This is a genomic window from Kitasatospora sp. NPDC015121, assembly GCF_055562955.1.
Window position 1 is genome coordinate 313,647 of record NZ_JBVHEH010000006.1, and the last position, 20,591, is coordinate 334,237.

20 protein-coding genes are annotated in these 20,591 nt (G+C 74.5%); 9 read left to right on the top strand and 11 right to left on the bottom strand.

Annotation, left to right across the window (positions count from 1 at the left end; genetic code table 11):
- Positions 1-17: 17 nt before the first annotated feature.
- Positions 18-971: an alpha/beta hydrolase gene (locus tag ACZ3J7_RS11395; RefSeq protein WP_465619245.1), complete on the bottom strand. Its 954-nt coding sequence runs from the start codon at positions 969-971 to the stop codon at positions 18-20.
- 186 nt (positions 972-1,157) lie between these two features.
- On the opposite strand from ACZ3J7_RS11395, the gene ACZ3J7_RS11400 reads away from it, so the two are divergent.
- Positions 1,158-2,003 carry a spermidine synthase gene (locus ACZ3J7_RS11400; RefSeq protein ID WP_465619247.1) on the top strand — a complete coding sequence of 282 codons (846 nt, stop codon included), beginning with the start codon at positions 1,158-1,160 and terminating at the stop codon, positions 2,001-2,003.
- A 126-nt stretch (positions 2,004-2,129) separates the two neighbouring features.
- Here ACZ3J7_RS11400 and ACZ3J7_RS11405 read toward each other — a convergent pair whose 3' ends face one another.
- Positions 2,130-3,134, bottom strand: coding sequence for a GNAT family N-acetyltransferase (locus ACZ3J7_RS11405; protein ID WP_465619248.1), 1,005 nt, complete (start codon positions 3,132-3,134; stop codon positions 2,130-2,132).
- A 556-nt stretch (positions 3,135-3,690) separates the two neighbouring features.
- Between ACZ3J7_RS11405 and ACZ3J7_RS11410 the strand changes: the two genes are divergently transcribed.
- From ACZ3J7_RS11410 to ACZ3J7_RS11420, 3 genes are all read left to right on the top strand, one after another.
- A complete protein-coding gene (locus ACZ3J7_RS11410) occupies positions 3,691-5,019 on the top strand; it encodes an MATE family efflux transporter (RefSeq protein ID WP_465619249.1) in 1,329 nt (442 codons plus the stop codon).
- 657 nt (positions 5,020-5,676) lie between these two features.
- Entirely contained in the window at positions 5,677-5,823 is a 147-nt protein-coding gene (locus tag ACZ3J7_RS11415; RefSeq protein ID WP_465619251.1) for a hypothetical protein, read from the top strand.
- A 117-nt stretch (positions 5,824-5,940) separates the two neighbouring features.
- Entirely contained in the window at positions 5,941-6,672 is a 732-nt protein-coding gene (locus tag ACZ3J7_RS11420; protein ID WP_465619388.1) for a carbon-nitrogen hydrolase family protein, read from the top strand.
- Between the two features lie 46 nt (positions 6,673-6,718).
- On the opposite strand, the gene ACZ3J7_RS11425 is transcribed toward ACZ3J7_RS11420, so the two are convergent.
- Positions 6,719-7,213, bottom strand: a complete 495-nt coding sequence (locus ACZ3J7_RS11425; protein ID WP_465619253.1) for a DUF5709 domain-containing protein — start codon at positions 7,211-7,213, stop codon at positions 6,719-6,721.
- A 258-nt stretch (positions 7,214-7,471) separates the two neighbouring features.
- On the opposite strand from ACZ3J7_RS11425, the gene ACZ3J7_RS11430 reads away from it, so the two are divergent.
- Entirely contained in the window at positions 7,472-10,342 is a 2,871-nt protein-coding gene (locus tag ACZ3J7_RS11430; RefSeq protein WP_465619255.1) for an ATP-binding protein, read from the top strand.
- Between the two features lie 81 nt (positions 10,343-10,423).
- Here ACZ3J7_RS11430 and ACZ3J7_RS11435 read toward each other — a convergent pair whose 3' ends face one another.
- The gene (locus tag ACZ3J7_RS11435) at positions 10,424-10,690 is read right to left on the bottom strand and encodes a hypothetical protein (protein ID WP_465619257.1); all 267 of its coding nucleotides are present in this window, start codon (positions 10,688-10,690) and stop codon (positions 10,424-10,426) included.
- 27 nt (positions 10,691-10,717) lie between these two features.
- On the bottom strand, positions 10,718-10,876 hold the full coding sequence (locus tag ACZ3J7_RS11440) for a hypothetical protein (RefSeq protein ID WP_465619259.1): 159 nt from the start codon (positions 10,874-10,876) through the stop codon (positions 10,718-10,720).
- Between the two features lie 251 nt (positions 10,877-11,127).
- On the opposite strand from ACZ3J7_RS11440, the gene ACZ3J7_RS11445 reads away from it, so the two are divergent.
- Positions 11,128-11,385 carry a hypothetical protein gene (locus ACZ3J7_RS11445; protein ID WP_465619261.1) on the top strand — a complete coding sequence of 86 codons (258 nt, stop codon included), beginning with the start codon at positions 11,128-11,130 and terminating at the stop codon, positions 11,383-11,385.
- A 51-nt stretch (positions 11,386-11,436) separates the two neighbouring features.
- Here ACZ3J7_RS11445 and ACZ3J7_RS11450 read toward each other — a convergent pair whose 3' ends face one another.
- Complete coding sequence (locus ACZ3J7_RS11450) at positions 11,437-12,666, bottom strand: glutathionylspermidine synthase family protein (protein WP_465619263.1); 1,230 nt, start codon at positions 12,664-12,666, stop codon at positions 11,437-11,439.
- A 5-nt stretch (positions 12,667-12,671) separates the two neighbouring features.
- Positions 12,672-13,007 (bottom strand): hypothetical protein, encoded by a 336-nt coding sequence (locus ACZ3J7_RS11455; RefSeq protein WP_465619265.1) that lies wholly within the window; start codon positions 13,005-13,007, stop codon positions 12,672-12,674.
- 145 nt (positions 13,008-13,152) lie between these two features.
- Here ACZ3J7_RS11455 and ACZ3J7_RS11460 point away from each other — a divergent pair, with 145 nt between their 5' ends.
- Positions 13,153-13,575 carry a DUF350 domain-containing protein gene (locus ACZ3J7_RS11460; protein ID WP_465619267.1) on the top strand — a complete coding sequence of 141 codons (423 nt, stop codon included), beginning with the start codon at positions 13,153-13,155 and terminating at the stop codon, positions 13,573-13,575.
- Between the two features lie 37 nt (positions 13,576-13,612).
- On the opposite strand, the gene metX is transcribed toward ACZ3J7_RS11460, so the two are convergent.
- The 3 genes from metX to ACZ3J7_RS11475 all read right to left on the bottom strand — a co-directional run bounded on the left by metX (position 13,613) and on the right by ACZ3J7_RS11475 (position 17,281).
- A complete protein-coding gene (gene metX, locus ACZ3J7_RS11465; RefSeq protein WP_465619390.1) occupies positions 13,613-14,767 on the bottom strand; it encodes a homoserine O-acetyltransferase MetX in 1,155 nt (384 codons plus the stop codon).
- Positions 14,764-16,086: a bifunctional o-acetylhomoserine/o-acetylserine sulfhydrylase gene (locus ACZ3J7_RS11470; protein ID WP_465619269.1), complete on the bottom strand. Its 1,323-nt coding sequence runs from the start codon at positions 16,084-16,086 to the stop codon at positions 14,764-14,766. Before ACZ3J7_RS11470 ends, metX begins: the two co-directional genes overlap by 4 nt.
- 310 nt (positions 16,087-16,396) lie before the next feature.
- Positions 16,397-17,281, bottom strand: coding sequence for a LysR family transcriptional regulator (locus ACZ3J7_RS11475; RefSeq protein ID WP_465619271.1), 885 nt, complete (start codon positions 17,279-17,281; stop codon positions 16,397-16,399).
- 81 nt (positions 17,282-17,362) lie between these two features.
- On the opposite strand from ACZ3J7_RS11475, the gene ACZ3J7_RS11480 reads away from it, so the two are divergent.
- Complete coding sequence (locus ACZ3J7_RS11480) at positions 17,363-18,316, top strand: EamA family transporter (protein WP_465619273.1); 954 nt, start codon at positions 17,363-17,365, stop codon at positions 18,314-18,316.
- A gap of 46 nt (positions 18,317-18,362) precedes the next feature.
- Here the strand turns inward: ACZ3J7_RS11480 and ACZ3J7_RS11485 are convergent, their stop codons facing one another.
- Positions 18,363-19,409, bottom strand: coding sequence for a C40 family peptidase (locus tag ACZ3J7_RS11485; RefSeq protein ID WP_465619275.1), 1,047 nt, complete (start codon positions 19,407-19,409; stop codon positions 18,363-18,365).
- Between the two features lie 208 nt (positions 19,410-19,617).
- Between ACZ3J7_RS11485 and ACZ3J7_RS11490 the strand changes: the two genes are divergently transcribed.
- Complete coding sequence (locus ACZ3J7_RS11490; protein WP_465619276.1) at positions 19,618-20,565, top strand: phosphotransferase family protein; 948 nt, start codon at positions 19,618-19,620, stop codon at positions 20,563-20,565.
- Positions 20,566-20,591 lie beyond the last annotated feature (26 nt).

The following is a 20,591-nucleotide window of genomic DNA, read 5'->3' on the forward strand; positions in this document are numbered from 1 at the left end:
GATCCCGGCGTGACGGATCAGGGAGCCGGGAAGTAGGCGGCCATCCAACGGTCCAACTCGGCGAACACCTCGGTACGGACCGGTTCGGCCGACAGGACCAGGTCGTGTACCCCGCCCTCCACCCGGACGGTGGTGACGTGTCGGCCGAGGCGCGGGGCGAGCGCGGCGATGTCATCGGCGCGCAGCACCGCGTCGGTGTGCATCAGGGCCGGATCCCACCGGCTGGTGACGGTGGAGGCGGTGGAGGCCATCAGCAGGACCGGGCAGTCGACCGAGAGACCGCGGCGCACCTTCCGGTGCCCCTGCTGGATAGCTGCCAGCCACCCGGCGAACATCGGGAACCCCTCCGCCGGCTTCATGGCGAGATCGAACTCCCAACTGCCCCGGTGGTCCTGGTGCAGGCTGTGGACGTAGTGCGGGTTGAGCGGAGCGGGCAGCCTCCGCGTCGGTGCGGCCCGCCCGATGACGTCGAGGGCTGGGGCGCCCAAGGTCCGGACGGCCGCTCCGGCGGGCATCGACAGGAACGGGCTGTTCAGGAACAGGCCGTCGACCAGCCCGCGCCCCGTCCGGCGGGCCGCCCACAGCGCCGCCACCAGCCCGCCCGTCGAGTGCCCGTTCACCAGGAGCCGGGTGTGGCCGTCGAGCTCCCGGATGATCCGGACCGCCTCGTCCAACTCCTCGTCGTACGCGGCGAGGTCCGTCACGAAGTTGGGGGAGTGGTGCGGGCGGAGCGACCTGCCGTACTTGCGCAGGTCCAGCGCGTAGAAGGAGAAGCCGGCCGCCGTGAAGTGGTCCGCGAGGTGGGTCTGGAAGAAGTAGTCGTTGTAGCCGTGCAGGTACAACACCGCCTGCCGGGACCCCTCGACCAGCCGACGGACCAGGGTGGCGCTGACCTCCCCCTCCTCGTCCGGGACCAGTGGGAGCTCCACCGCCTCGTACGGGGCACCCAGGATGTCCTCACGGAACTCCATGCCAGCCACATCCGCTCCCTGCTCCGCCGCGCCGCCCCGGACCCTCCCGGGCGGTACCACCTCCGCGACCATACCGGCCGGTAGGCTCCTTCGTTTGGGAGGACCGCCCTGCTGGGGCCTAAGCTGCCCGCATGGCTGTTCCTTCGTCGAGCGTTCTCCGTCCCGTCGCTTCCCGGAGGTCCGGCCGTGAGTGACACCGCCGTCGACGGGGCGGACCCGCGGCCGGTGGAGCGCCGGGTGGCGCTGGGCACCGCGAAGCTGGTGCCCGACATCGACGTCGAGGGCGGCTGGTTGCTCACTCTCGACGGCACCCCGCAGTCGTACGTCGACCTCCAGGACCCGACGCACCTCGAGTTCGAGTACGTGCAGCGGATCGCGCACCTGCTGGACGTGGTCGCCGCCCCCGGCGAGCCCCTGGACGTGCTGCACCTGGGCGGCGGCGGGCTCACCCTGCCCCGCTACCTGGCGGCCACCCGCCCCGGTTCGCGGCAGCGGGTGGTCGAGCTGGACGGCCCGCTGACCGAGTTCATCGCCGAGCACCTGCCCTGGCCCTCCGGTATCGACGTGACGGTGGGGGACGCGAGGGCCGCCCTCGCATCCGTGGCGGTCGCCGGCTTCGACGTGGTGGTGGCCGACGTGTTCCGCGGTTCGCGGACACCGGCGCACCTCACCAGCGTCGAGTTCGTGCGCCGGGCCGCTGCCGCGCTCCGGCCCGGCGGCTGTTACGCGGCGAACCTGGCGGACGGCCCGCCGCTCGCGTTCGCCAAGGCCCAGGCCGCCACGGTCGCGGCGGTGTTCGCGCACGTCTGCCTGGTGGCCGAGCCCGCGGTGCTGCGGGGCCGGCGCTACGGGAACGTGTTGCTGATCGGCTCCGACGCGCCGCTCCCCACCGGGGAGTTGACCCGTCTGCTCGCCGCCGACCCGTTTCCCGCCAGGCTGACGGAGACGCCCGAGCAGGCGGCGGAGCCGGTCACGGACGAGACGGCCGAGGACTCCCCGCCCCCGCCCAGCGGAGCGTTCTCGCTGGGGTGAGCCGGAGGCGGAGGGCTGGTGCGACGGGGCCCGGCAGTGGAAGTCGTACCCGATGGGAGGTTCTCCTCTCGTACGGGGAAGCTGGAAGCCGTCCGGGGCGGGCTGGTGGCGGACCGCCCGCCCCGGTCAGACGGCGGACAGGACCAGGCGGTGGGTGCGGTCGCGGTAGCCGACCAGTTCGAGGGCGGCGACCACGGGGTGGTTGCAGAGGTCGGTTTCGGCACGGATCACCTCGGCGTCGGTTTCGGCGGTCAGGATCCTGGTGGTCTCGGCGAGGATTTCGGCGGCGAACCCCATGCCCCGGAACTCGGGCAGGACACCGAGGTGGCCCACCACCGGTACGACGGAGTTGTGTGAGGGGATGGCGAAGCCGACCGCCCGCCCCGTCAACGTGCGCGCTATTCGCCACCAGGACCGCTTGCCGGGCATTTCCCAGCGGTAGAAGGCGATCTCGCTCCGGGCGTGGGCCTCCGCACCGATCAGGAGGACCGCCCGGGCGGATGCCGCGTCCAGGCTCCTCTGCGACGTCCGGCGGAAGAGGTCGACGAAGACCTCGTCGTCGGACTCCGAAGTGAAGAACAGCCGGCTGGAGAGCGCCGGCACGGGGCGATCGGTCTCCCACTCGAATCTGAGCCGTTCGGCGGTCAGACGCAGGCCCGCCGCCTCCGCCGCCTTACGACGCCACGCAACCGAAGCGGCGACCGCGGGGCGGTCACGCCAGTCGGGCGGCAGGAAGAGGTGGTAGTCGGGTGCCGGCGTCAGCCCGTCGGCCGCGAACACCTGATGGGCGGCGGTGAGCAGCGCGGCGGCGACCGCACTGCGTGGATCGGTGGTCGGTCGGGGACCGCGGGGCAGTCGGCCCGGAGGAACGAAGTCGGACATCGAGTCGGACCGGGCGAACAACGCGTCCAGATTGCTCGGACGGGGATCGGTGGGGCTGCCCCACCAGATGGCGACGGCCAGCGGGGCCCGGCCCGGTGCGGGCTCCGCCACCCAGATCCAGCCGGGGCGGTACTCGCCGTCGGCCAGGCGTGCGCGGACCGTCTCGGCGGAGACCGTCGTGGACGGGTCGGGCCGGATCTGGGCCAGCACGGCGTTGATTTCCTGCGGAACGATCGGACGGAAGATCACGGTGCCTCCGGAGAAAGGGGTGGGAGGCGCGGAACCCGATCGTGGCGGTCCGCCGCACTAGTGCGTGGGGACGGACCGGAAGGAGGGCGCGACGATCGGGGGCGCCGTGGAACGGCCGCGAATTATCGGAACCATTGTGGAACTCCCTTCGGGACGTGGTGCTGCCCAAGACTAGGAGAGGGGAGGATCGCCTGCAAATTATTATTCGGCGGAGATTTTCGAGTGCACCGTCGAGGTCGGGCGACGGTTACGCAGAACTGCTCGAAGGAGTGAATCGAGGCCTTGCTGGCCGGAAAGAGGGTTGCTTCGAATCCTGCCGCGGTAACTGATCGGACAGCGACAGGAGGGCGCGAAGGCGTTCTCGGCACCTTGTCGACTTCTCAAGGGGGATGGTCGTCCCGCACGGGCTCGGCGGCGGGCTGCGCCGGCGGAGGCTTCCGGTGAGTGGCGCCCCGGGAGAAATTTAATTATTGAATTCATAAAAATGTCCGGCTACGGTCGTCCGCGTCGACAGTTCCGACACCCGGAGGACGTCGACGCGACGAGGAGGGGAACCATGACGGGGGAAATCACGAGCACGGTCGGGAGCCGGGAACGGGCGCTCGCTTCGCTGGACGTGTCGGCGGGGCGGTTCGCCGTGTCCATCCTGCTCGGCCTGGTGGCCGGGTTGGTGCTGCAGACCTGGACGGTGGCCTTCCTGGGGCGCCTGGGGCCCGACGCGCTCTACGTTCGATCCGTGTACACGCCCGTGGGATACCTCGTGCTCGCGGTGACGGAAGGGCTGGTGGTCGCCGCCCAGGTCTCCGCCGGCATCGCCGCCCGCCACGGCCGGGGCCGGGACGCGCTCCGGTCCGTACCGACCTTCTTCGCCATCGGCGCGGGGCTGTTGGTACTGCAAGCCGTGGCCGTGCTCGCGGCCTCGGGCCCGTTCCTCACCGCCCTCGGAGTCGCCCCCGAGGCACGGCACTCGGTGCTGGTCTTCATCGTGGCGGTGGCCGCGACCGCCGTGCTCGGGCTGGTCCCCTACCTCGGCACGGGCGTCCTGCGCGGGCTGGGCCACACCGCCCCGGCGGCCTGGCTGGGCGTGCTGTTCACCGTGCTCTCCATCGCCGGAACGACGGCGCTCCACGCCGTCACGGGGCTCGGCGTGCTCGCCGTGCCGATCGGCGGCCTGCCGGCCACCGGCGTCATCGGCGCGGCGGTCGTGATCGTCCTCAAGCGGAAGGGGGTGGCCCGGCCCGCGCTCACCGGCAGCCGGGGTGCGGCGCGTGAACTCCTCGGCTTCGGCGCGCCGGTGGCGGGCACGTTCCTGCTGCTGTCCACGGTGACCTTCGGCTACCTGCGGGTGCTGCGCTCGGCCGGTACGGCCGAAGTCGCGGGGTTCGCCCTCGGACAGACGGCCGTGGGACTGCTGATGGTGATAGCCATGGCCGCCGGCTCGGGCGCGGCGGTCGCCGTGACCCTGCGGCCCGGTGAGAGCCGACGGGAGCTCAACCACGCCGGTCTGGTCACCACCCTGCGCCTGTCGATCCCCCCGTACCTCCTGCTCGGGACCGCGGCGTTCCTGCTGCGCGAGCCGATCGCCCGGGCCCTGACCACCGATCGGGCCGCCGCCGCCGTCGCGGCCGAGTACTTCGCCTGGGTCGGCCCCACCCTCGTGCTCTTCGGGGGGACGCTCGCCCTGCTCGGCTACCTGGAGCAGATCGGTCGGGCGGGGGCGGCCTTCCTGCTGAACGTCGTCTACTTCGCGGCGATGCTGGGCGCCACGTTCCTGATACCCGGTCCCGTCGACGCCGGAGACCTGTCGAGGCTGATGGCGGCGGGCAACGTCGTCGGATTCATCGGGCTCTGGTTCAGTGCGCGCTTCCTCGTCCTGCACAGGTGAAGACCGCCCGACGCCGGTCCGGCGTCGGGCGCCAGGGAGAAGAGGACGAGGTCGACCCGGCCGGCGTGCACGTAGCCGGCGTTCTGCGGAACACCCTCCCGCTGGAGACCGGCTTTCTCGGCGACCTGCTGGAAGCCCTGCTCGCCCAGCAGCCACTCGCCGAGGGCCCGCGTCGCCTCGGCCGTCACGCCCAGGCCACGCGCCCACGGCGCGGTCCAGTACCCGGGCCGGCCAGTCGGTCTTCTTGAGTCCCACCGTTCCGAACAACCGCCCGGACCCGGCGTCGGTGACGGCGAAGTGGATGCCGTCGCCGGAAGTGCGCAGCCGGTGGGACACGTCGGTGCACCAGGAGGTCGGGTCCTCCGCGGTGAACGGCCGGAGCAGCAGCCGGACCGGGTGCGCCCTCCCTTCCCCTAATGAGGCCGAGGGCGGTGGAACCGCAGACGCGGATCACCGGGTGAAACCCGGGGACCGTCTATTTCCGGGAAACCGTTCCGACGGCGGATGGTTGTATCGAACAGGTGGGAAGAAATAAATATCCACATGGATGGTTTGGCGGTTTTTTCGCTCTTTTCGGGTGTGGGTTCCGTAGGGATCGGGCACCTTCCGGGTCGTCAGCTCGTGGCGGTGCGAGTCCACATCCAGCAGGAGGCCGGAATGATCGAGCAGTTCGGCGGCGGCCGCTCCCGGCACCGGCGGGTTTCCGTCGATCGGGCGTCGGTCTGCGGTATGGGTGGGAAAGCGGTCGGCCGTTCACCCGGTTCTGCGGGGCGCTCCGGTCTCACCGGCTGGTGGAGCAGCTGACGCGGTTTCGGGAAGGCGCGGTTCGCGACAGGGCGGGTAGCGGGTCGGGGGAGCACGGGCGGTAGCGTCCGGGCAGTCCTCGTGGTGGGGAGCGGAGAGGAGACCGGAGTGGTACGAGTGCGGGTGGCGGCGGCCCAGTTCGAATGCGTGGTGGGGGACGTGAAGGCCAACGTGCGTCAGATCGCCGATCTGGCGGTGGACGCCCGGGAGGCCGGCAGCGCGGTGATGGTCTGTCCGGAGTTGGCTCTCACCGGGTACGTGCCCGAGCGGATCGGTGCGGACCGCGCGTGGTGGACCGAGGCGGATGACCCGCGCCTCGACCCGCTGCGCGGGACGGGCATCGCGGTGGTGGTCAACGGGGCCGCAGCGGGGCCGGGAGGACGCCCCGTGATCGCCAGCACCGTGTACGCCCCGGACGGTGCCGTGCTGGCGGTGTACGCGAAGGAGCACCTGTACGAGAACGAGCGGGAGGTGTTCGAGCCGGGCAGCGGTGGCGGCCGTTTCCGGCTGGGCGGTGTCGGCTACTCACTGGCGACGTGCTTCGACAACCACTTCCCGGAGGTGTCCGCGCGGAACGCCGCCCGGGGCTGCCGGATCCACCTCGCGAGTTCGCTGTACGGGACGGGAGGAGGACGCGAGGAGCGCCGTACCGTGCACCCGGCGATCGCGAAGGCCACCGGGATGTACGTGGTACTGGCCAACCACGTCGGCTCCGCCGGGCCGTGGACGGGCTGCGGAGGCAGCGCGGTGTGGGCGCCGGACGGGACCGTGCTGGCCGAGGCCGACGAGAGCGGGCCCCGGCTGCTGGTGGCGGACCTGGAGGTGGAGGTGGTGGAGGTGCGCGACTGAGCGCGGGGAGGACCGGGAGGGCGGGAGAACGGGAGGGCCGGGCGGCTCAGCGGTAGTCGTCGTCGGGCACCCGGTCGGCCAGGTCGTCGAGCACGGTGAACCTGACCGCCTCGCGCAGCGGCTCGTCCGGCTCGGCGTCGTCGAACTCGGCCTCCGCGTCCTCGTCCGGGTACACCAGGTGCACGGCGGCCTCCTCCGCGCTGGCGGCGCCGGAGTCCGGGCCGACGTCGGTGCCCTCGGTGTCGATGCCGTCCTCGACCAGGCGGCCGGCCCGCGGCGAGGGGCCGTCGGCCCAGCGGTCGTCGACCGCCTCGGGACCGGTGTCGGGCTCCTCCTCGGCCAGCAACTGGTCCAGGGACTCCCCGCGCTCGGCCTCCTCCGGCGTGGTGCCGTACGCGGTGGCGCCCTGGTAGCCGTCCGGAGGGATGATCCCGGTGTCGAGCGGATCGTCGTCCAACCGGTCCGTGAGCAGCGAGTCGGCAGGTTCGAGAACGCCGTCGTCCTCGGCGGGGTCCGGGTCCTGGGCGTCCCAGTCGGTCATGACAGCACCTGTCCTCGTCACTCGGGGTCGCTCGGGTGAGGTCGCACGCAGTTTCTTCATGCTCGCCAGGGAGCCACCCGCCCCGCAACACGGCGCGGTGCGGAAGCGCCCGCGAGCGGGCCGGGAGCGGCTGCGGACGGCGGGGCGGCGGCCGGGGGTCGGGGCGTCGGGGAGGCACGGCATGATGGGGCGTATGGAACGTGCGTGCTCTCGCCGGTTCGTGGGGTCGGGTCGGGTGTGCGGATGGGGTGTGCGGCGATGAGGTACGACGGCGGAGCGCCGGGTTTCGTCGGGCGGCAGCGCGAAGTGGCGTGGCTGGTCGGGGCGGTGCGGGCGGCGCCGGCCGTGGTGCTGGTGGAGGGCGACGCCGGCGTCGGGAAGTCCGCGTTGGTCGGACGGGCGCTGGCGGAGGCGGGGGTGCCCCGGGAACGGGTGCTGACCGGCCGCTGCCACCCGCTCGCCGACCCGCCCCCCTACGGTCCGTTGCTGGACGCGTTGCGGCGCAGCCGGCCGGTCCTGCGGGAGACCACCGAGGTGCCGCCGAGCACCGGCGTGCTCCGGGCCTGGCTGCCGGACCTGGCCGACCTGCTGCCGGAGGACACCGCCGGCGCGGGGGGCGACGAGCGGTACCGGCTGGCCCGGGGCCTGCGGGCGCTGCTCGACGCCCTGGGCGAGGTGGTCCTGCTGATCGAGGACGCGCAGTGGGCCGATCGGGCGACCAGGGAGCTGTTGCTGCTGCTGGCCAGGGACCCGCACCCGGGCCTGTCCCTGCTGGTGACCTACCGGCCGGAGGAGCTCCCCGACGGTACGCCCGTGCTCGGCGCCGCCTACCGGTGCCCGCCCGGAGTCTCCGGAGGACTGCTCGGGGTCGGTCCCCTGGACGAGGCGGAGGTGCTGGAGCTGGTCCGGAGCGCCGTCGGCACCGGCCCGGCGACCGGCGGCGCGGCCGGCACCGCAGCGGCGCTGGCGGGCGCGCTGTACGAACGGTCCGGCGGACTCCCGGCCGCGGTCGTCGAGGACCTGGAGACCCTGGAGGGCCTGCGCGCGGACGGGCGGCGGGCGGACCCCGTCGCGGCCCTGGCCGGTGCGGACCTGGCACGCGGCCTGCGGGACGCCGTGGTCGAGCGGCTGACCGGCCTCGGCGACGCGGCCCGCGCCGTGGCGGAGACGGCCGCGGTGCTGGACGAGCCCGCCAGCGAGGAACTCATCGCCGAGGTCTCCGCGCTGCCCGCCGAACAGGTCTCCGCCGGACTGGTGGAGGCCCTGCGCGCGGCGCTGCTGAGCGAGCCCGCCCCGGCCAGGTACGCGTTCCGCTGGGAGCCCGCCCGGCAGGTGGCGTACCGGCGGATACCGGGCCCGGTGCGCTCCGCGCTCCACCGCCGGGCGATCGACGCGCTGCGCGGCCGGGAGCCGCAGCCGCTGGCCCGGATCGCCGCGCACACCCGCGCCCTCGGCGACCGGGACGCCTGGCAGCAGGCCGCCGAGGCGGCCGCCGAGCAGGCGGTGGAACAGGGCGACACCGCGGCGGCCGGTCCGCTGCTGCGCGAACTGCTCGCCGAGACCGACCTCGCGCCCGAACGCCGCGGACGGGCGGCCCGCGCGCTGTCCGGGCTGGCCGCGAACGCCGCCTACGACGCGGCCAGCACCGAGGTGCTGACCACCATCATCGCCGACCCCTGGCTCCCGGTGGCCGACCGCGGCGAGGTCCGGCTGACCCTGGGCCTGCGGATCGCCGTCCAGGGCGGCGACCGGGCCGGCTTCGCGCTGATCGAGCAGGCCGCCGACGAACTGATCGCCGACCGGCCCGCCCGCGCGGCCCGGGCCCTGGTCGCGCTGGCCATGGACGAACGCGACGGCGCGGGCGCGGCCGCCCGGGAGCGGATGGCCAGGGCGGCCAAGGCCCTGGAGGCCGAACCCGACGAGGAGGTCGCCGCCGCCTACCGCGCGACCCGGCTCACCTTCCAGGCCCGCGACGGCGACCCCGAGCTGCAGCCCGAACTCGACCGGCTCCCGCGCGACGCCTCCAGCCCCGAACTGGTCCGGCAGACCACCCGGGCCCTGTTCAACGTCGGCGACATCTCCATGGAGACCGGCCACGACCGGCGGGCCGGACGGCTGCTGGCCGAGAGCCGCGCCCTGGCCCGGCAGGCGGCGATCTCCTACCTGGAGTGCTACAGCCGGATCGCCCTGCTGCGCCTGGACGGCCTGGCCGGCCGCTGGCAGGGGCTGGAGGAGCGGTTCGAGGCCCTCGGCGCCGAGTACCCGGACGTGGCGATGGCCCGGGTCGAGCGCGCCATGCTGTTCGGCCGGATGGCCGCCGCGCGGGGACGGCTCGCGCTCGCGCGGGCCGAGTTCGAGTCGGCCGCCCGGTACGGCGAGCGGGAGTCGCAGGTCACCGCGGCGCTCAGGGCCGCCGCCGGTCTGGGCGGGGTGGAGCTGGTGGAGCGTGGCGCCGAGGCCGCCGCGCTCGTGCTGACGCCCGCCGTGGCGATCCTGCGGCAGGCCGGGGCGTGGGCCCGGGCCGGGGAGCTGCTGCCGATCGCGGTCGAGGTCTCGCGGGGCGTCGGCAACGACGGGGCGGCCCAGCACCTCATCGAGGAGGCGGAGGAGGCCCTCGACGGGGTGGACGCGCCGGCCGCGCACGCGGGGCTCGCCCTGGCCCGGGGCGTCCTGCTGGACGGGTCGGACCCCGGTGGGGCGATCGAGTCCTACCGCCGGGCACGGGACGCCTGGCGTGCCATCGGCCGGCCCTACGAGGTCGCCAGGGTGGAGGAGCGGCTGGCGCGGGCGCTCGCCGACCGCGACCCGCAGACTGCGGCCGAGCGGCTGGCCGCCGCCGAAGCGACCTACACCACGCTCGGGGCGGCCTCCGACGCGGCCCGCTGCCAGCACGTCCGACGTGACCTCGGGCTGGGACGGATGGCCTCGCCGGGGCGGCGCGGCTACGGCGAGGCGCTCTCGCCGCGCGAGCGGCAGGTCGCGGAGCTGCTCGGACAGGGCGCCAGCAACCAGGACATCGCCCAGGCCCTGTTCCTGTCGCCCCGCACGGTCGAGCACCACGTGGCCAGCGTGCTGCGGAAGTTGGGCGTCGGTCGGAAGGACGTGGCGGAGGCGCTGGCGGAGGGCTGACGGGCTGCCGGTGGCCTGAAGCGCGGCGGGCGGGGGTGCGGTCGGCGCCAGGCTGCGGGCGGGGCCGCGGTGGCCGGCCGGTCAGTGGTGCAGGGTGGCGCGGGCCGAGGCCGGGTCGATGCGGGCGCCGCGGCGGTGGCGGAGGGCCGGGTGGTCGTACGCGGTGGTGGTGGCCGCGGCGAGGGCGTCAGCGTGGGTGAGGGCGCGGACGGCGAAGGTCTGTTCGCCCCGGGCGCCGGTGCGGCCGGTGGTGGGCATGGTGACCAGCCAGAGCGGGGGGTCGACCGCGGGCAGCAGCCGCGGAGCGGGCGCGGCGGGGGGAGCCGGGACGGTGGCGGTGAGGGTCATGAGGGTCATGGTGGGGCCGCGCAGTTCTCAGGTCCGGGGGTGGTGGGAGAGCCGGGCGAGCCGGGTGAGGGTGGCCCGGCGGGTCTGGCGTTCGACGGTGCCGCGGCGGCGACCGGTCGCGGGCTGGTCGGTGCGGGCGGTGAAGTGCTCGCTGGCGTACAGGCGGAAGCGTTCGCGGCGGGTCATCCGGACCTCCGGGTCGGGGGTGGGAGGGAACGGGTACCAGCTAACCGGTGGGCGGACGGGGTGATCAATGCGTAGTGGTACCCATCGCGGCGGGCGAAGGGTGGGTAGTGGCCCGGTGGGGAGCGGGGTACCCAGGGTTCGGGCCGGAGGTTGGGTAGGGAGTACGCATTGTTCGGGCGCCCGGACCGGGTTTTGCTTGGGGCGTTCCCGAAGACGGCCGCCCGTCGGCCCCGGCCGCCCAGGAGGTTTCGATGACCCGCCGTGAACTCTTCCGCCGTTATGCCGCCGAGCACTTCACCGCCCCGGACGTGTCGGCCACCGGCCGCTCCCGCTGCCGGGGGACGGTGGAGCGGCAGACCAGCCGCGCCCGGCTGGCCTCGCTGGCGCGGATCGCCCCCAAGCACCCGGTGCCGGTGCCGGTGCCGACGCCCGCGAGCGGCCGGGCCGTCCCGCTGATCCCGGCGCAGCGCTCCCGGGCGGGCCGCCCCGGAGCCCCGGCGGAGGGCTGATCTGCGGAGCGGCCGCGGGAGGGCGGAGCGGCGGGACGGCTGGGCGGTTGATCAGCGGATCAGGTGGGGGAGGAAGCGGGCGCCCTGGTGGGTGATGGGGCTGTCGTCCGTCTCTCGGATGCCCAGGCCGGCGGACTCGCCGTCGACCACCCACGTCCCGAGGACGGGGCGGTTGCCGTCGAAGTCGGGCAGCGGGTGGTACTGCTGGTAGCAGTAGCCCTCGGCGCCGTAGCGGTCCGGGTCGCCGGCCCAGTCGGCGAGCCGGGTCTGGCGGCCGTCGGGCTCGACGATGCGGATGCCGGCGCCCTCCCGGCCGAGCAGCGGCTTGGCGGCGTACCCGGGGCCGCCGGGGTCGGCGAGTTCGCGCGGGCCGTCGAGGTAGGCGGGCAGCAGGTTGGGGTGGCCCGGGTTGAGCTCCCACAGGACGGCCAGCAGGGCCTTGTTGGAGAGCAGCATCTTCCAGGGGGGCTCGATCCACAGGGTGGAGCCGGTGCCGCCGCCGAGGTCGACGGCGTCCAGCAGGTGGTCGGCGAACTCGTCGTCGACCAGCCACTCCCACGGGTAGAGCTTGAACGCGGAGCGGATGAAGCGGTGCTCCAGGTCGACGAAGCGGCCGGACAGCTCGTCCCAGCCGATGTCCTCCATCGCGATGCCGACGGTCCGCAGGCCGGCCTGTTCGGCGCACTCCTGCAGGTAGAGGGTGGTGAGCCAGTCCTCGCCCTCGGTGTCGCCGCGGGAGTGGGCGAAGTGGACCGGGCCGGGCGGCAGGAGGTGCTTCTGGCTCGCCCAGGACTCGACCAGCCGCTCGTGCAGCGAGTTCCACTGGTCGGCCTCGGGGAAGCGCTCCTCCATCCAGAACCACTGCGGTCCGGCGGCCTCGATCAGCGAGGTGGGGGTGTCGGCGTTGTACTCGAAGAGCTTGGCGGGGCCGGTGCCGTCGTAGGCCAGGTCGAAGCGGCCGTACACGCTGGGCTGCTCGTCGCGGCGGCGCCAGGACTCGGCGACGACGGCGGCCAGCCGCGGGTCGGTGATGCCGAAGTCGGCGAACCGGCCGGTGCGCACCACGTGTTCGGCGGCGGCCAGCGAGAGTGCGTGCAGCTCCTCGACGACCTCCTCCAGGGCCTCGACCTCGGGCAGCGAGAACTCGTAGTAGGCGCTCTCGTCCCAGTAGGCGTGCGGCCCGCCCTGGTTGCACGGGTCGGAGCACATCGCGTACACGAGGCCCTGGGACTCGACGGTGGCCAGCCAGTCGGGGCGCGGGGCGATGGTGTGGCGGCGCACCCGGATCAGCCCCCGCCCGAGCCGCTGCTGCTGCCCTTGGGGCAGCCGAAACCGCCGCGCTTGGCGGCGGACTTGCTGAAGGTGCCGCCGCTCGCGACGGTGCCGCCGGACCCGCAGTAGTACCACTGGCCGGCGCCCGCGCCGCCCGCCGTGCAGGAGTGCGAGTCGAGGACCTTGAGGGTGCCCGGGTCGACGCAGCGGCTGGGCGTCTTGGTGGACGAGGAGCAGCCGGAAAGGGTCAGCGCGAGGGTGCCGACCATGCCCAGGGCGACGAAGCCCGAGCGGCGGCGGGAGCCGGGCGTCGACCGGTCCGGTCCGGCTGAGGAGGGCGGCGGTGTCATGGCGGATCATCGTACGCGTGCCGCCGAATGATAGGGGAGGGACCCCGGGGAACTGACGGGACGCCAGGGGCGTGGGATATCTTTTGCCGATCCTTGACCGAGGTGCGGCCGTACGACCGCCCGAACCCCCGGGGAGCCCCCGCAGATGAACGACATCCTCCACGGCCTCGGTGCGGCCGCCGTCTACGGCCTGGTCGGCCTGGTGCTGCTGCTGCTCGGCTACCTGCTGATCGACGTGCTCACGCCGGGCAAGCTGGGCCGGCTGATCTGGGCCGAGGGCAACCGCAACGCGGCCGTGCTGCTCAGCTCGGCGCTGCTCGGCGTCGGCGGCATCGTCTACACCGCGATCCGGTACACCTACGACGACTTCGGCAAGGGCCTGCTCTCCACGCTCTGCTTCGGCGTCCTCGGCCTGCTGCTGATGGCGCTCGCCTTCTGGCTGCTGGACCTGCTCACCCCCGGGCGGCTCGGCACGGTCCTGGTCTCCGCCGAACCGCACCCGGCGGTGTGGGTGTCGGCCAGCTGCAACCTCGCCGCCGCCGCGATCGTGGCCGCCTCGATCGCCTGAACCCGCAGGCCCGGGCCGGTGGTTCAGCGCCGGTGGTTCAGTGCCGACCGGCCGGCAGCAGCTCGGCGAACAGCGGCGCCACCTGGGCGGCCTCCAGCAGGAAACCGTCGTGCCCGTACGGCGAGGTGATCACCCGGGGCGCGTCGGCGTCCGGCAGCAGCGCGGCCAACTCGGCCTGCTGGGCGGGCGGGTACAGCCGGTCCGAGTCGACCGCGGCGACCAGCGCCGGAACGGCGGCCCGGCGCAGCGCCGAGGCGGTGCCGCCCCGGCCGCGGCCGAGGTCGTGCGCGTTCATGGCCTCGTTGAGGACGACGTAGCTGCCCGCGTCGAAGCGGTGGGCGAGCTTCGCGGCGTGGTGGTCCAGGTACGACTCGACGGCGAACCGCCCGCCCCGCCACGGGTGTTCGCCGGACTGCGGGGCCCGGCCGAAGCGGGCCGCGAGCTCGGACTCGCTGCGGTAGGTGATCTGGGCCAGCCGGCGGGCCAGGCCCAGCCCGCGGTGCGGGCCGCCGCCCGGCGGCAGGTGGTGGTAGTCGCCGCCGTGCCACCCCGGGTCCGCGCGGATCGCGTGCAACTGCGCGGAGGCGTGCGCGATCTGCTCGGCCGAGGCCGCCGCCGAGGTGGCCAGCACCAGCAGCGCCCCGACCCGTCCGGGGTGCGCCACCGCCCACTCCAGCGCGCGCATCCCGCCCATCGAGCCGCCGACCACCAGCGCCCAGCGGTCGATGCCGAGGGCGTCGGCCAGCAGCACCTCGGCGGCCACCTGGTCGCGCTGGGTGAGGAACGGGAACCGGCTGCCCCAGGGCCGTCCGTCCGGCGCGGCCGAGGACGGGCCGGTGGAGCCTTGGCAGCCACCGAGCACGTTCGGCGCCACCACGTACCAGCGGTCGGTGTCCAGCGCCCGTCCCGGCCCGACCAGTTCCGTCCACCAGCCCGCCGTCGGGTGCCCGGGCCCGGCCGGGCCGGTGAGGTGGCTGTCGCCGGTCAGCGCGTGCAGCACCAGCACCGCGTTGGAGCCGTCCGGGGCGGGCGTGCCCCAGCTCTGGTACGCCAGCCGGGCTCCCGGCAGGACGCCGCCCGCCTCCAGGGCGAGCGGCCCGGGCAGCGCGAACCAGTGCCGCCGGCCGACCGGGTCGCCGTCCCGCCAGGCCCCGGAGGCGGGCGGGACGGCGACCCGGGCCGGGCCGTTCAGGACGACGCGCCCTTCGCCGAGCGGAACCCCGCCTCCAGGTCGGCCCGCAGGTCGGTGACGCTCTCCAGCCCGACCGACAGCCGCACCAGGCCCGGCGCCGTCCCGGTGGCGACCAACTGCTCGGCGTCCAGCTGGCTGTGCGTGGTCGAGGCCGGGTGGATCACCAGGCTGCGGACGTCCCCGATGTTGGCGAGGTGGCTGAACAGCTCCAGCCCGTCGACGAACCGCCGCCCCGCCTCCACGCCGTCGCGCAGCTCGAAGGAGAGCACCGCGCCCGCGCCGCGCGGCAGGTAGCGCTGCGCCGCGTCGTACCAGCGGCTGGACGGCAGGCCCGGGTAGTGGACGGCCGCGACCTCGTCGCGCTGCTCCAGCCAGCGGGCCAGCTCCAGGGCGTTCGCGGTGTGCCGCTCCAGCCGCAGCGACAGCGTCTCCACGCCCTGCAGCAGCAGGAACGCCGAGTGCGGCGAGAGCGCGGGCCCGAGGTCGCGCAGCAGCTGCACCCGCAGCTTGGCGGCGAACGCGCCCGGTCCGAGGGCGTCCCAGAAGCGCAGGCCGTGGTAGCTCGGGTCGGGCTCGTTGAAGCCGGGGAAGCGCTCCGGGTCGGCGCCGAAGTCGAAGCCGCCGCCGTCCACGACCACGCCGCCGATGGTGGTGCCGTGGCCGCCGAGGAACTTGGTCGCCGAGTGCACCACGACGTCCGCGCCGTGCTCCAGCGGCCGCAGCAGGTACGGGGTCGGCACGGTGTTGTCGACGATCAGCGGCACTCCGGCGGCGTGCGCGACGTCCGCGACCCCGCGCACGTCCAGCACGTTGCCGCGCGGGTTGCCCAGCGACTCCGCGAACAGCGCCTTGGTGTTCGGCCGGATCGCGGCCCGCCAGGCCTCCAGGTCGTCCGGGTCCTCGACGAAGCTCACCTCGACGCCGAACCGGGGCAGCGTGTGCCGCAGCAGGTTGTAGGTGCCGCCGTACAGCGAGGCCGAGGAGACCAGGTGGTCGCCCGCCTGGGCCACCGTCAGCAGCGCCAGCGTCTCGGCGGCCTGCCCGGAGGCCAGCGCGACCGCCGCCACGCCGCCCTCCAGCGAGGCCAGCCGCTGCTCCAGCACGTCGGTGGTGGGGTTGTGGATCCGGGTGTAGATGTTGCCGGGCTCGGCGAGCGCGAACAGGTCGGCGGCGTGCGCGGTGTCCCGGAAGGCGAACGAGGTGGTCTGGTAGATCGGCACCGCCCGCGCCCCGGTCGCCGGGTCGGGCTGCGCGCCCGCGTGGATCTGCCGGGTCTCGAACGACCAGCCGGGGACGGCCGCGGGGCTCTGCTCGGACATGCTGCTCCTGTACGGGATCACGGGCGCGCCCCGGGCACGGCGAAGCCGCCGCTCGGACGCGGGAGGGGCAGGGGAGGGGCGCCGCCGACGGGCCCGTGCGGACCCGTGCGGACCCGCGCGGACCTGCGGGGGGCTCCGCACGGGCGGTGCGGTGCCGCCGCCGGACGGTCACGGCGTCAGGTAAGCACAGGCCGCGAACGCCCCGCCAGCGGATCGCGGAAGCGGAAACGCGGGGACACGAGGCGCAATGCGGCGGAGACCTGACGGGTCATCATCGGATTGTCGTACTGGTGGGGTGGGGTGGGGTGGGTCAGCCGGCGGCCGTCGCCGGGATGCGGAGCAGGGCGAGGAACGCGCCGGTCGCCGGGGACGGCCCGGTGCGCGGCCAGACCACCGTCTCGATCCGGGTCGGCGCATCCGTGACCTCGACGACCGCGATGCCGGTCAGCTGCGGGACGTACGCGGCGGGCAGCATCGCCACCGCCAGCCCGGGGCCCACCAGGCGCGGGATGTAGGAGGCCTCGTCGACCTCGAAGGCCACGTCGCGCACCAGCCCCGCCGCGGCGAACGCCAGATCGGTCTGGGCCCGCCCCGCCGTGCCCGGCGGGAGGTCGACGAAGGGCTCGGCGGCCAGCTCGCGCAGCGGCACCCGCTCCCGGGCGGCCAGCGGGTGGTCCGGGGCGACCGCGGCGACCAGGCGGCCCCGGGCCAGCTCGCGGGCCGTGACGCCCTCCGGCCGGAAGGTGGTCGGCAGGCCGAGGAAGGCGACGTCCAGTGCGCCCTGGCGGACCTGCTCGACCAGGTCCTTGCTGGCACCGACCCGCAGGCTGATCCGCACCTGCGGGTGCCGGCCGCGGAACTCGCGCAGCCCGACCGGGATGTCCACCGCGGTGACGGTCGAGATCAGTCCGACCGCGAGCCGTCCGCGCACCTCGCCGACCGCCGCCGCGACCTCGGCGGCCGCCCGCTCGGCCGCCTCCAGGCACTGCCGGGCGGCCGGCAGGAAGGCCTCCCCGGCGGCGGTCAGCCGGACCCGGCGGCTGGTGCGTTCGAACAGCCGGGCGCCCAGCTCCTGTTCGAGCCGGGCCACCTGGTGGCTGAGCGCGGACTGCACGACCAGGCAGCGCTCGGCGGCCCGGGTGAAGCTCAGGGTCTCGGCCACCGCGAGGACGTAGCGCAGCTGCTGGAGTTCCATGGGATCAATCATGAAGGGAGATCGATGGTCTGACAAACATGTGTTGGACTCATCAATCGGGGCGGGACCAGACTGCTTCCCATGAGAGCGAACACCGGCACCACCGCGAACGTCAGCCCGCTCGACGCGCCCGGAACCCCCACCGGTTCGCCCCGCGGCGGCACCTCCGGCACCCTGGCCCGCACCGCGCTGACCGCGCTGGCCCCGATGGTGTGGGGCACCACCTACGTGGTCACCACCGAACTGCTGCCCCCGGGCCACCCGATCTTCTCCGGCCTGCTGCGCGCCCTGCCCGCCGGGCTGATCGCGCTGGCCCTCACCCGGACGCTGCCGCGCGGCACCTGGTGGGGCAAGGCCGCCGTGCTCGGGGTGCTGAACATCGGGCTGTTCCTGCCGCTGCTGTTCACCGCCGCCGAACGCCTCCCCGGCGGCGTGGCCGCCACCCTCGGCGCCGCCCAGCCGATGGTCGTCGCGCTGCTCGCCGTGCCGGTGCTCCGCCAGCGGCTGTCCCTCCGGCGGCTGGGCTGGGGGCTGGTGGGCGTGCTCGGGGTCGGGCTGGTGGTGATCGGGCCGAGCGCGGCCCTGGACGCCGTCGGCGTGGCCGCCGGTCTCGGCGGTGCCGCCACGATGGCCCTCGGCGTCACGCTCACCAAGCGCTGGGGCCGCCCCGAGGGCGTCAGCCCGCTCGCGCTGACCGGCTGGCAGCTCACCGCCGGCGGACTGTTCCTGCTGCCCGTCACCTTCCTGTTCGAAGGCGCGCCCCCGGCGATCGACGGCCGGGCCGCGCTCGGCTACCTCTGGCTCGGCCTGGTCGGCGGACTGCTCACGTACGCGCTCTGGTTCCAGGGCATCGGCCGCCTGCCGGTCACCGGCGTCGCGGTGCTGGGCCTGCTGTCGCCGCTGGTCGCGGCGGTGCTCGGGGCGCTGCTGCTGGACCAGACGCTCGGCGCGGTGCAACTGCTGGGCTTCGGGCTGGCGCTGGCCTCGATCGTGGCCGGCCAGCTGCCCGAGCGCCGCGCGGCCGCCCGCACCTGACCCGCCTGGGAGGCGGAGCGGCCCGTCGCCCGGCCGCGCCGGGAGGTCAGACCCGGCGGATGGTGCTGATCGGCAGGGCGTCGACCGCCATGGTGCGGACCGGCGCCCCCGGCTTGGGCGCGTGCACCACGACGCCGTCGCCGAGGTACAGCGCGACGTGGTCCTGGGCGCCGTGCACGCTGTAGATCACCAGGTCGCCGGGCTGGGCGGCGTGCCAGTCGCGGCCCACGCCGCCGCCGACCCGCGCCTGCTCCTGCGAGGTGCGCGGCAGGTGCACGCCGGCCTTCGCGTACGCGTACACCATCAGCCCGGAGCAGTCGAAGCTGCCCGGGCCCTCGGCACCCCAGACGTACGGCTTGCCGCGCTGGGCGAGCGCGACGTCGACGGCGGTCCGGGCGGCGGCGCCGGAGGCCTTCGGCAGCGCGGCGAGGTCGACCCGGTCGGAGCCGCGGGAGGCGGTGCCCCCCTCGTCGGCGAGGATCGCGGCGCGGTCGGCGGCGCCGAGCTGGTTGAGCAGCCGGCGCGACTCGGCGAGCTTGGACTGCACCTCGTTCTTGGTGTCGCTCAGCGTCCTGGCCTCGCCGTCCAGTTCGGCCAGGACGGCGGTGGCCTCCTGCTTCTGCTGGTCCAGGCGGCGCTGCTGCTCCTTGAGCGACTTGAGCGTCTCGGCCTGGGTGCCGGCGGCCTGGTCGAAGGAGGCGGCCTTGGCGAGGTACTCGTCCGGGTCGGAGGAGAGGATCAGCTGCATCGACGGGTCGACGCCGCCCTGCCGGTACTGGTCCCCGGCCACCGCCGCCAGCCCCGAGGCCAGCTCGTTCAACTGCTCCTGACCGCGGGCCACCTGGTCCTGCAGCTGGCCGGCCTGCTGGCGCAGCTGGTCGGAGCGCTCCTTGGCGCCGTTGTACTTCTCGGTCGCCCGCTCCATCTCCTCGGAGAGCCGGTCGACCTGCGCCTTGACCTCGTCCTTGTTCGGCTGGGCGGGCGCCGCCTGCGCACCGACCTGGGCGGACAGCGCGACCGCGGTCGCGGCGGCCCCCGTGAGCACGGTCACCCGGGTGCGGCTGGGCTGCTTGGGGCGACGGTGCGAGGCCATCGGGGCTCCTTCTTCCGGTCGGGCTCATTCGATCGAGTGATCGTCCGAATAGAGGTTTGCAGCCAGACCGTAATGAAAAGCGGCCCGGGCGTCCACTCCCGACCCCCGCTGAACCCGCGTACTGGGAGCAGCCGTTGACCGTGGGTCAGGTCGGGCGGGCCGACCGATCGCCGGAACGGCCGGGGATGCGGTGGGTAAGGTGTCACATGTGACGGAACTGATCGGCGAACGCACCGCCGCGTGGATCTCGGACCAGCTCGACCAGGGCGAACGCCTCACCGGAGCGACCAGGCTGCGCGGCGGCTGGACCTCCGAGATGCGCCGGATCGAGGTCGCCGGGCCGAACGGCGGACGGACGCTGGTGCTGCGCTCGTTCGTCGAACCGTTCTTCGTCGAGCACGCCGAGGGACTGCTCGGCCGGGAGGCGGCCGTCCTGGACCTGCTCGGTCCCGGCGAGGTGCCCGCCGCCCGCCTGGTCGCGGTCGACGAACGCGCCGAGCGCTGCGAACACCCCTCGCTGCTGATGACGCTGCTGCCCGGCACGATCCGGCTGGACGGCGCGGACGCCGAACGGCAGGCCGAACTGATGGCCCGGCAACTGCTCGCGATCCACCGCACCCCCACCACCGGCCCGACCCGGCCGCGCCCCTACCAGGCCTGGACGGCACCCGAACGCGTCGCCGTCCCGCCCACCACCACCCGGCCCGCCCTCTGGACCCGCGCCGTCGCCCTCATCGACCGCCCGGCCCCCGGACACCAGCCACTCTTCCTGCACCGCGACTACCACCCCGGCAACGTGCTCCTCACCGGCCACGGCCCCGCGCTGCGGATCACCGGCGTGGTCGACTGGGTGGAGACCTCCTGGGGCCCCGCCGACCTCGACGTCGCGCACTGCGCCACCGCCCTCGCCCTGCTGCACGGCGCCGCCCACGGAACGGCCTTCGCCGACCGCTACACCGCCGCCGGCGGCACGCTCGCCGAACACCCCCGCGACCACCTGTACTGGCGGCTGCTCGACGCGCTCGCCTTCGCGCCGGACGCCGAGAAGGTCGCGGTGCCCTGGCGGGAGAGCGGCCGCGCCGACCTCACCCCCCGGCTGCTCGCCGAGCGGCTGGAGACGTACGTCGCGGCGCTCCTGGAGCGGTACGACCGGTAACGCGGAGGGGCCCGGGAGTGCGGCGG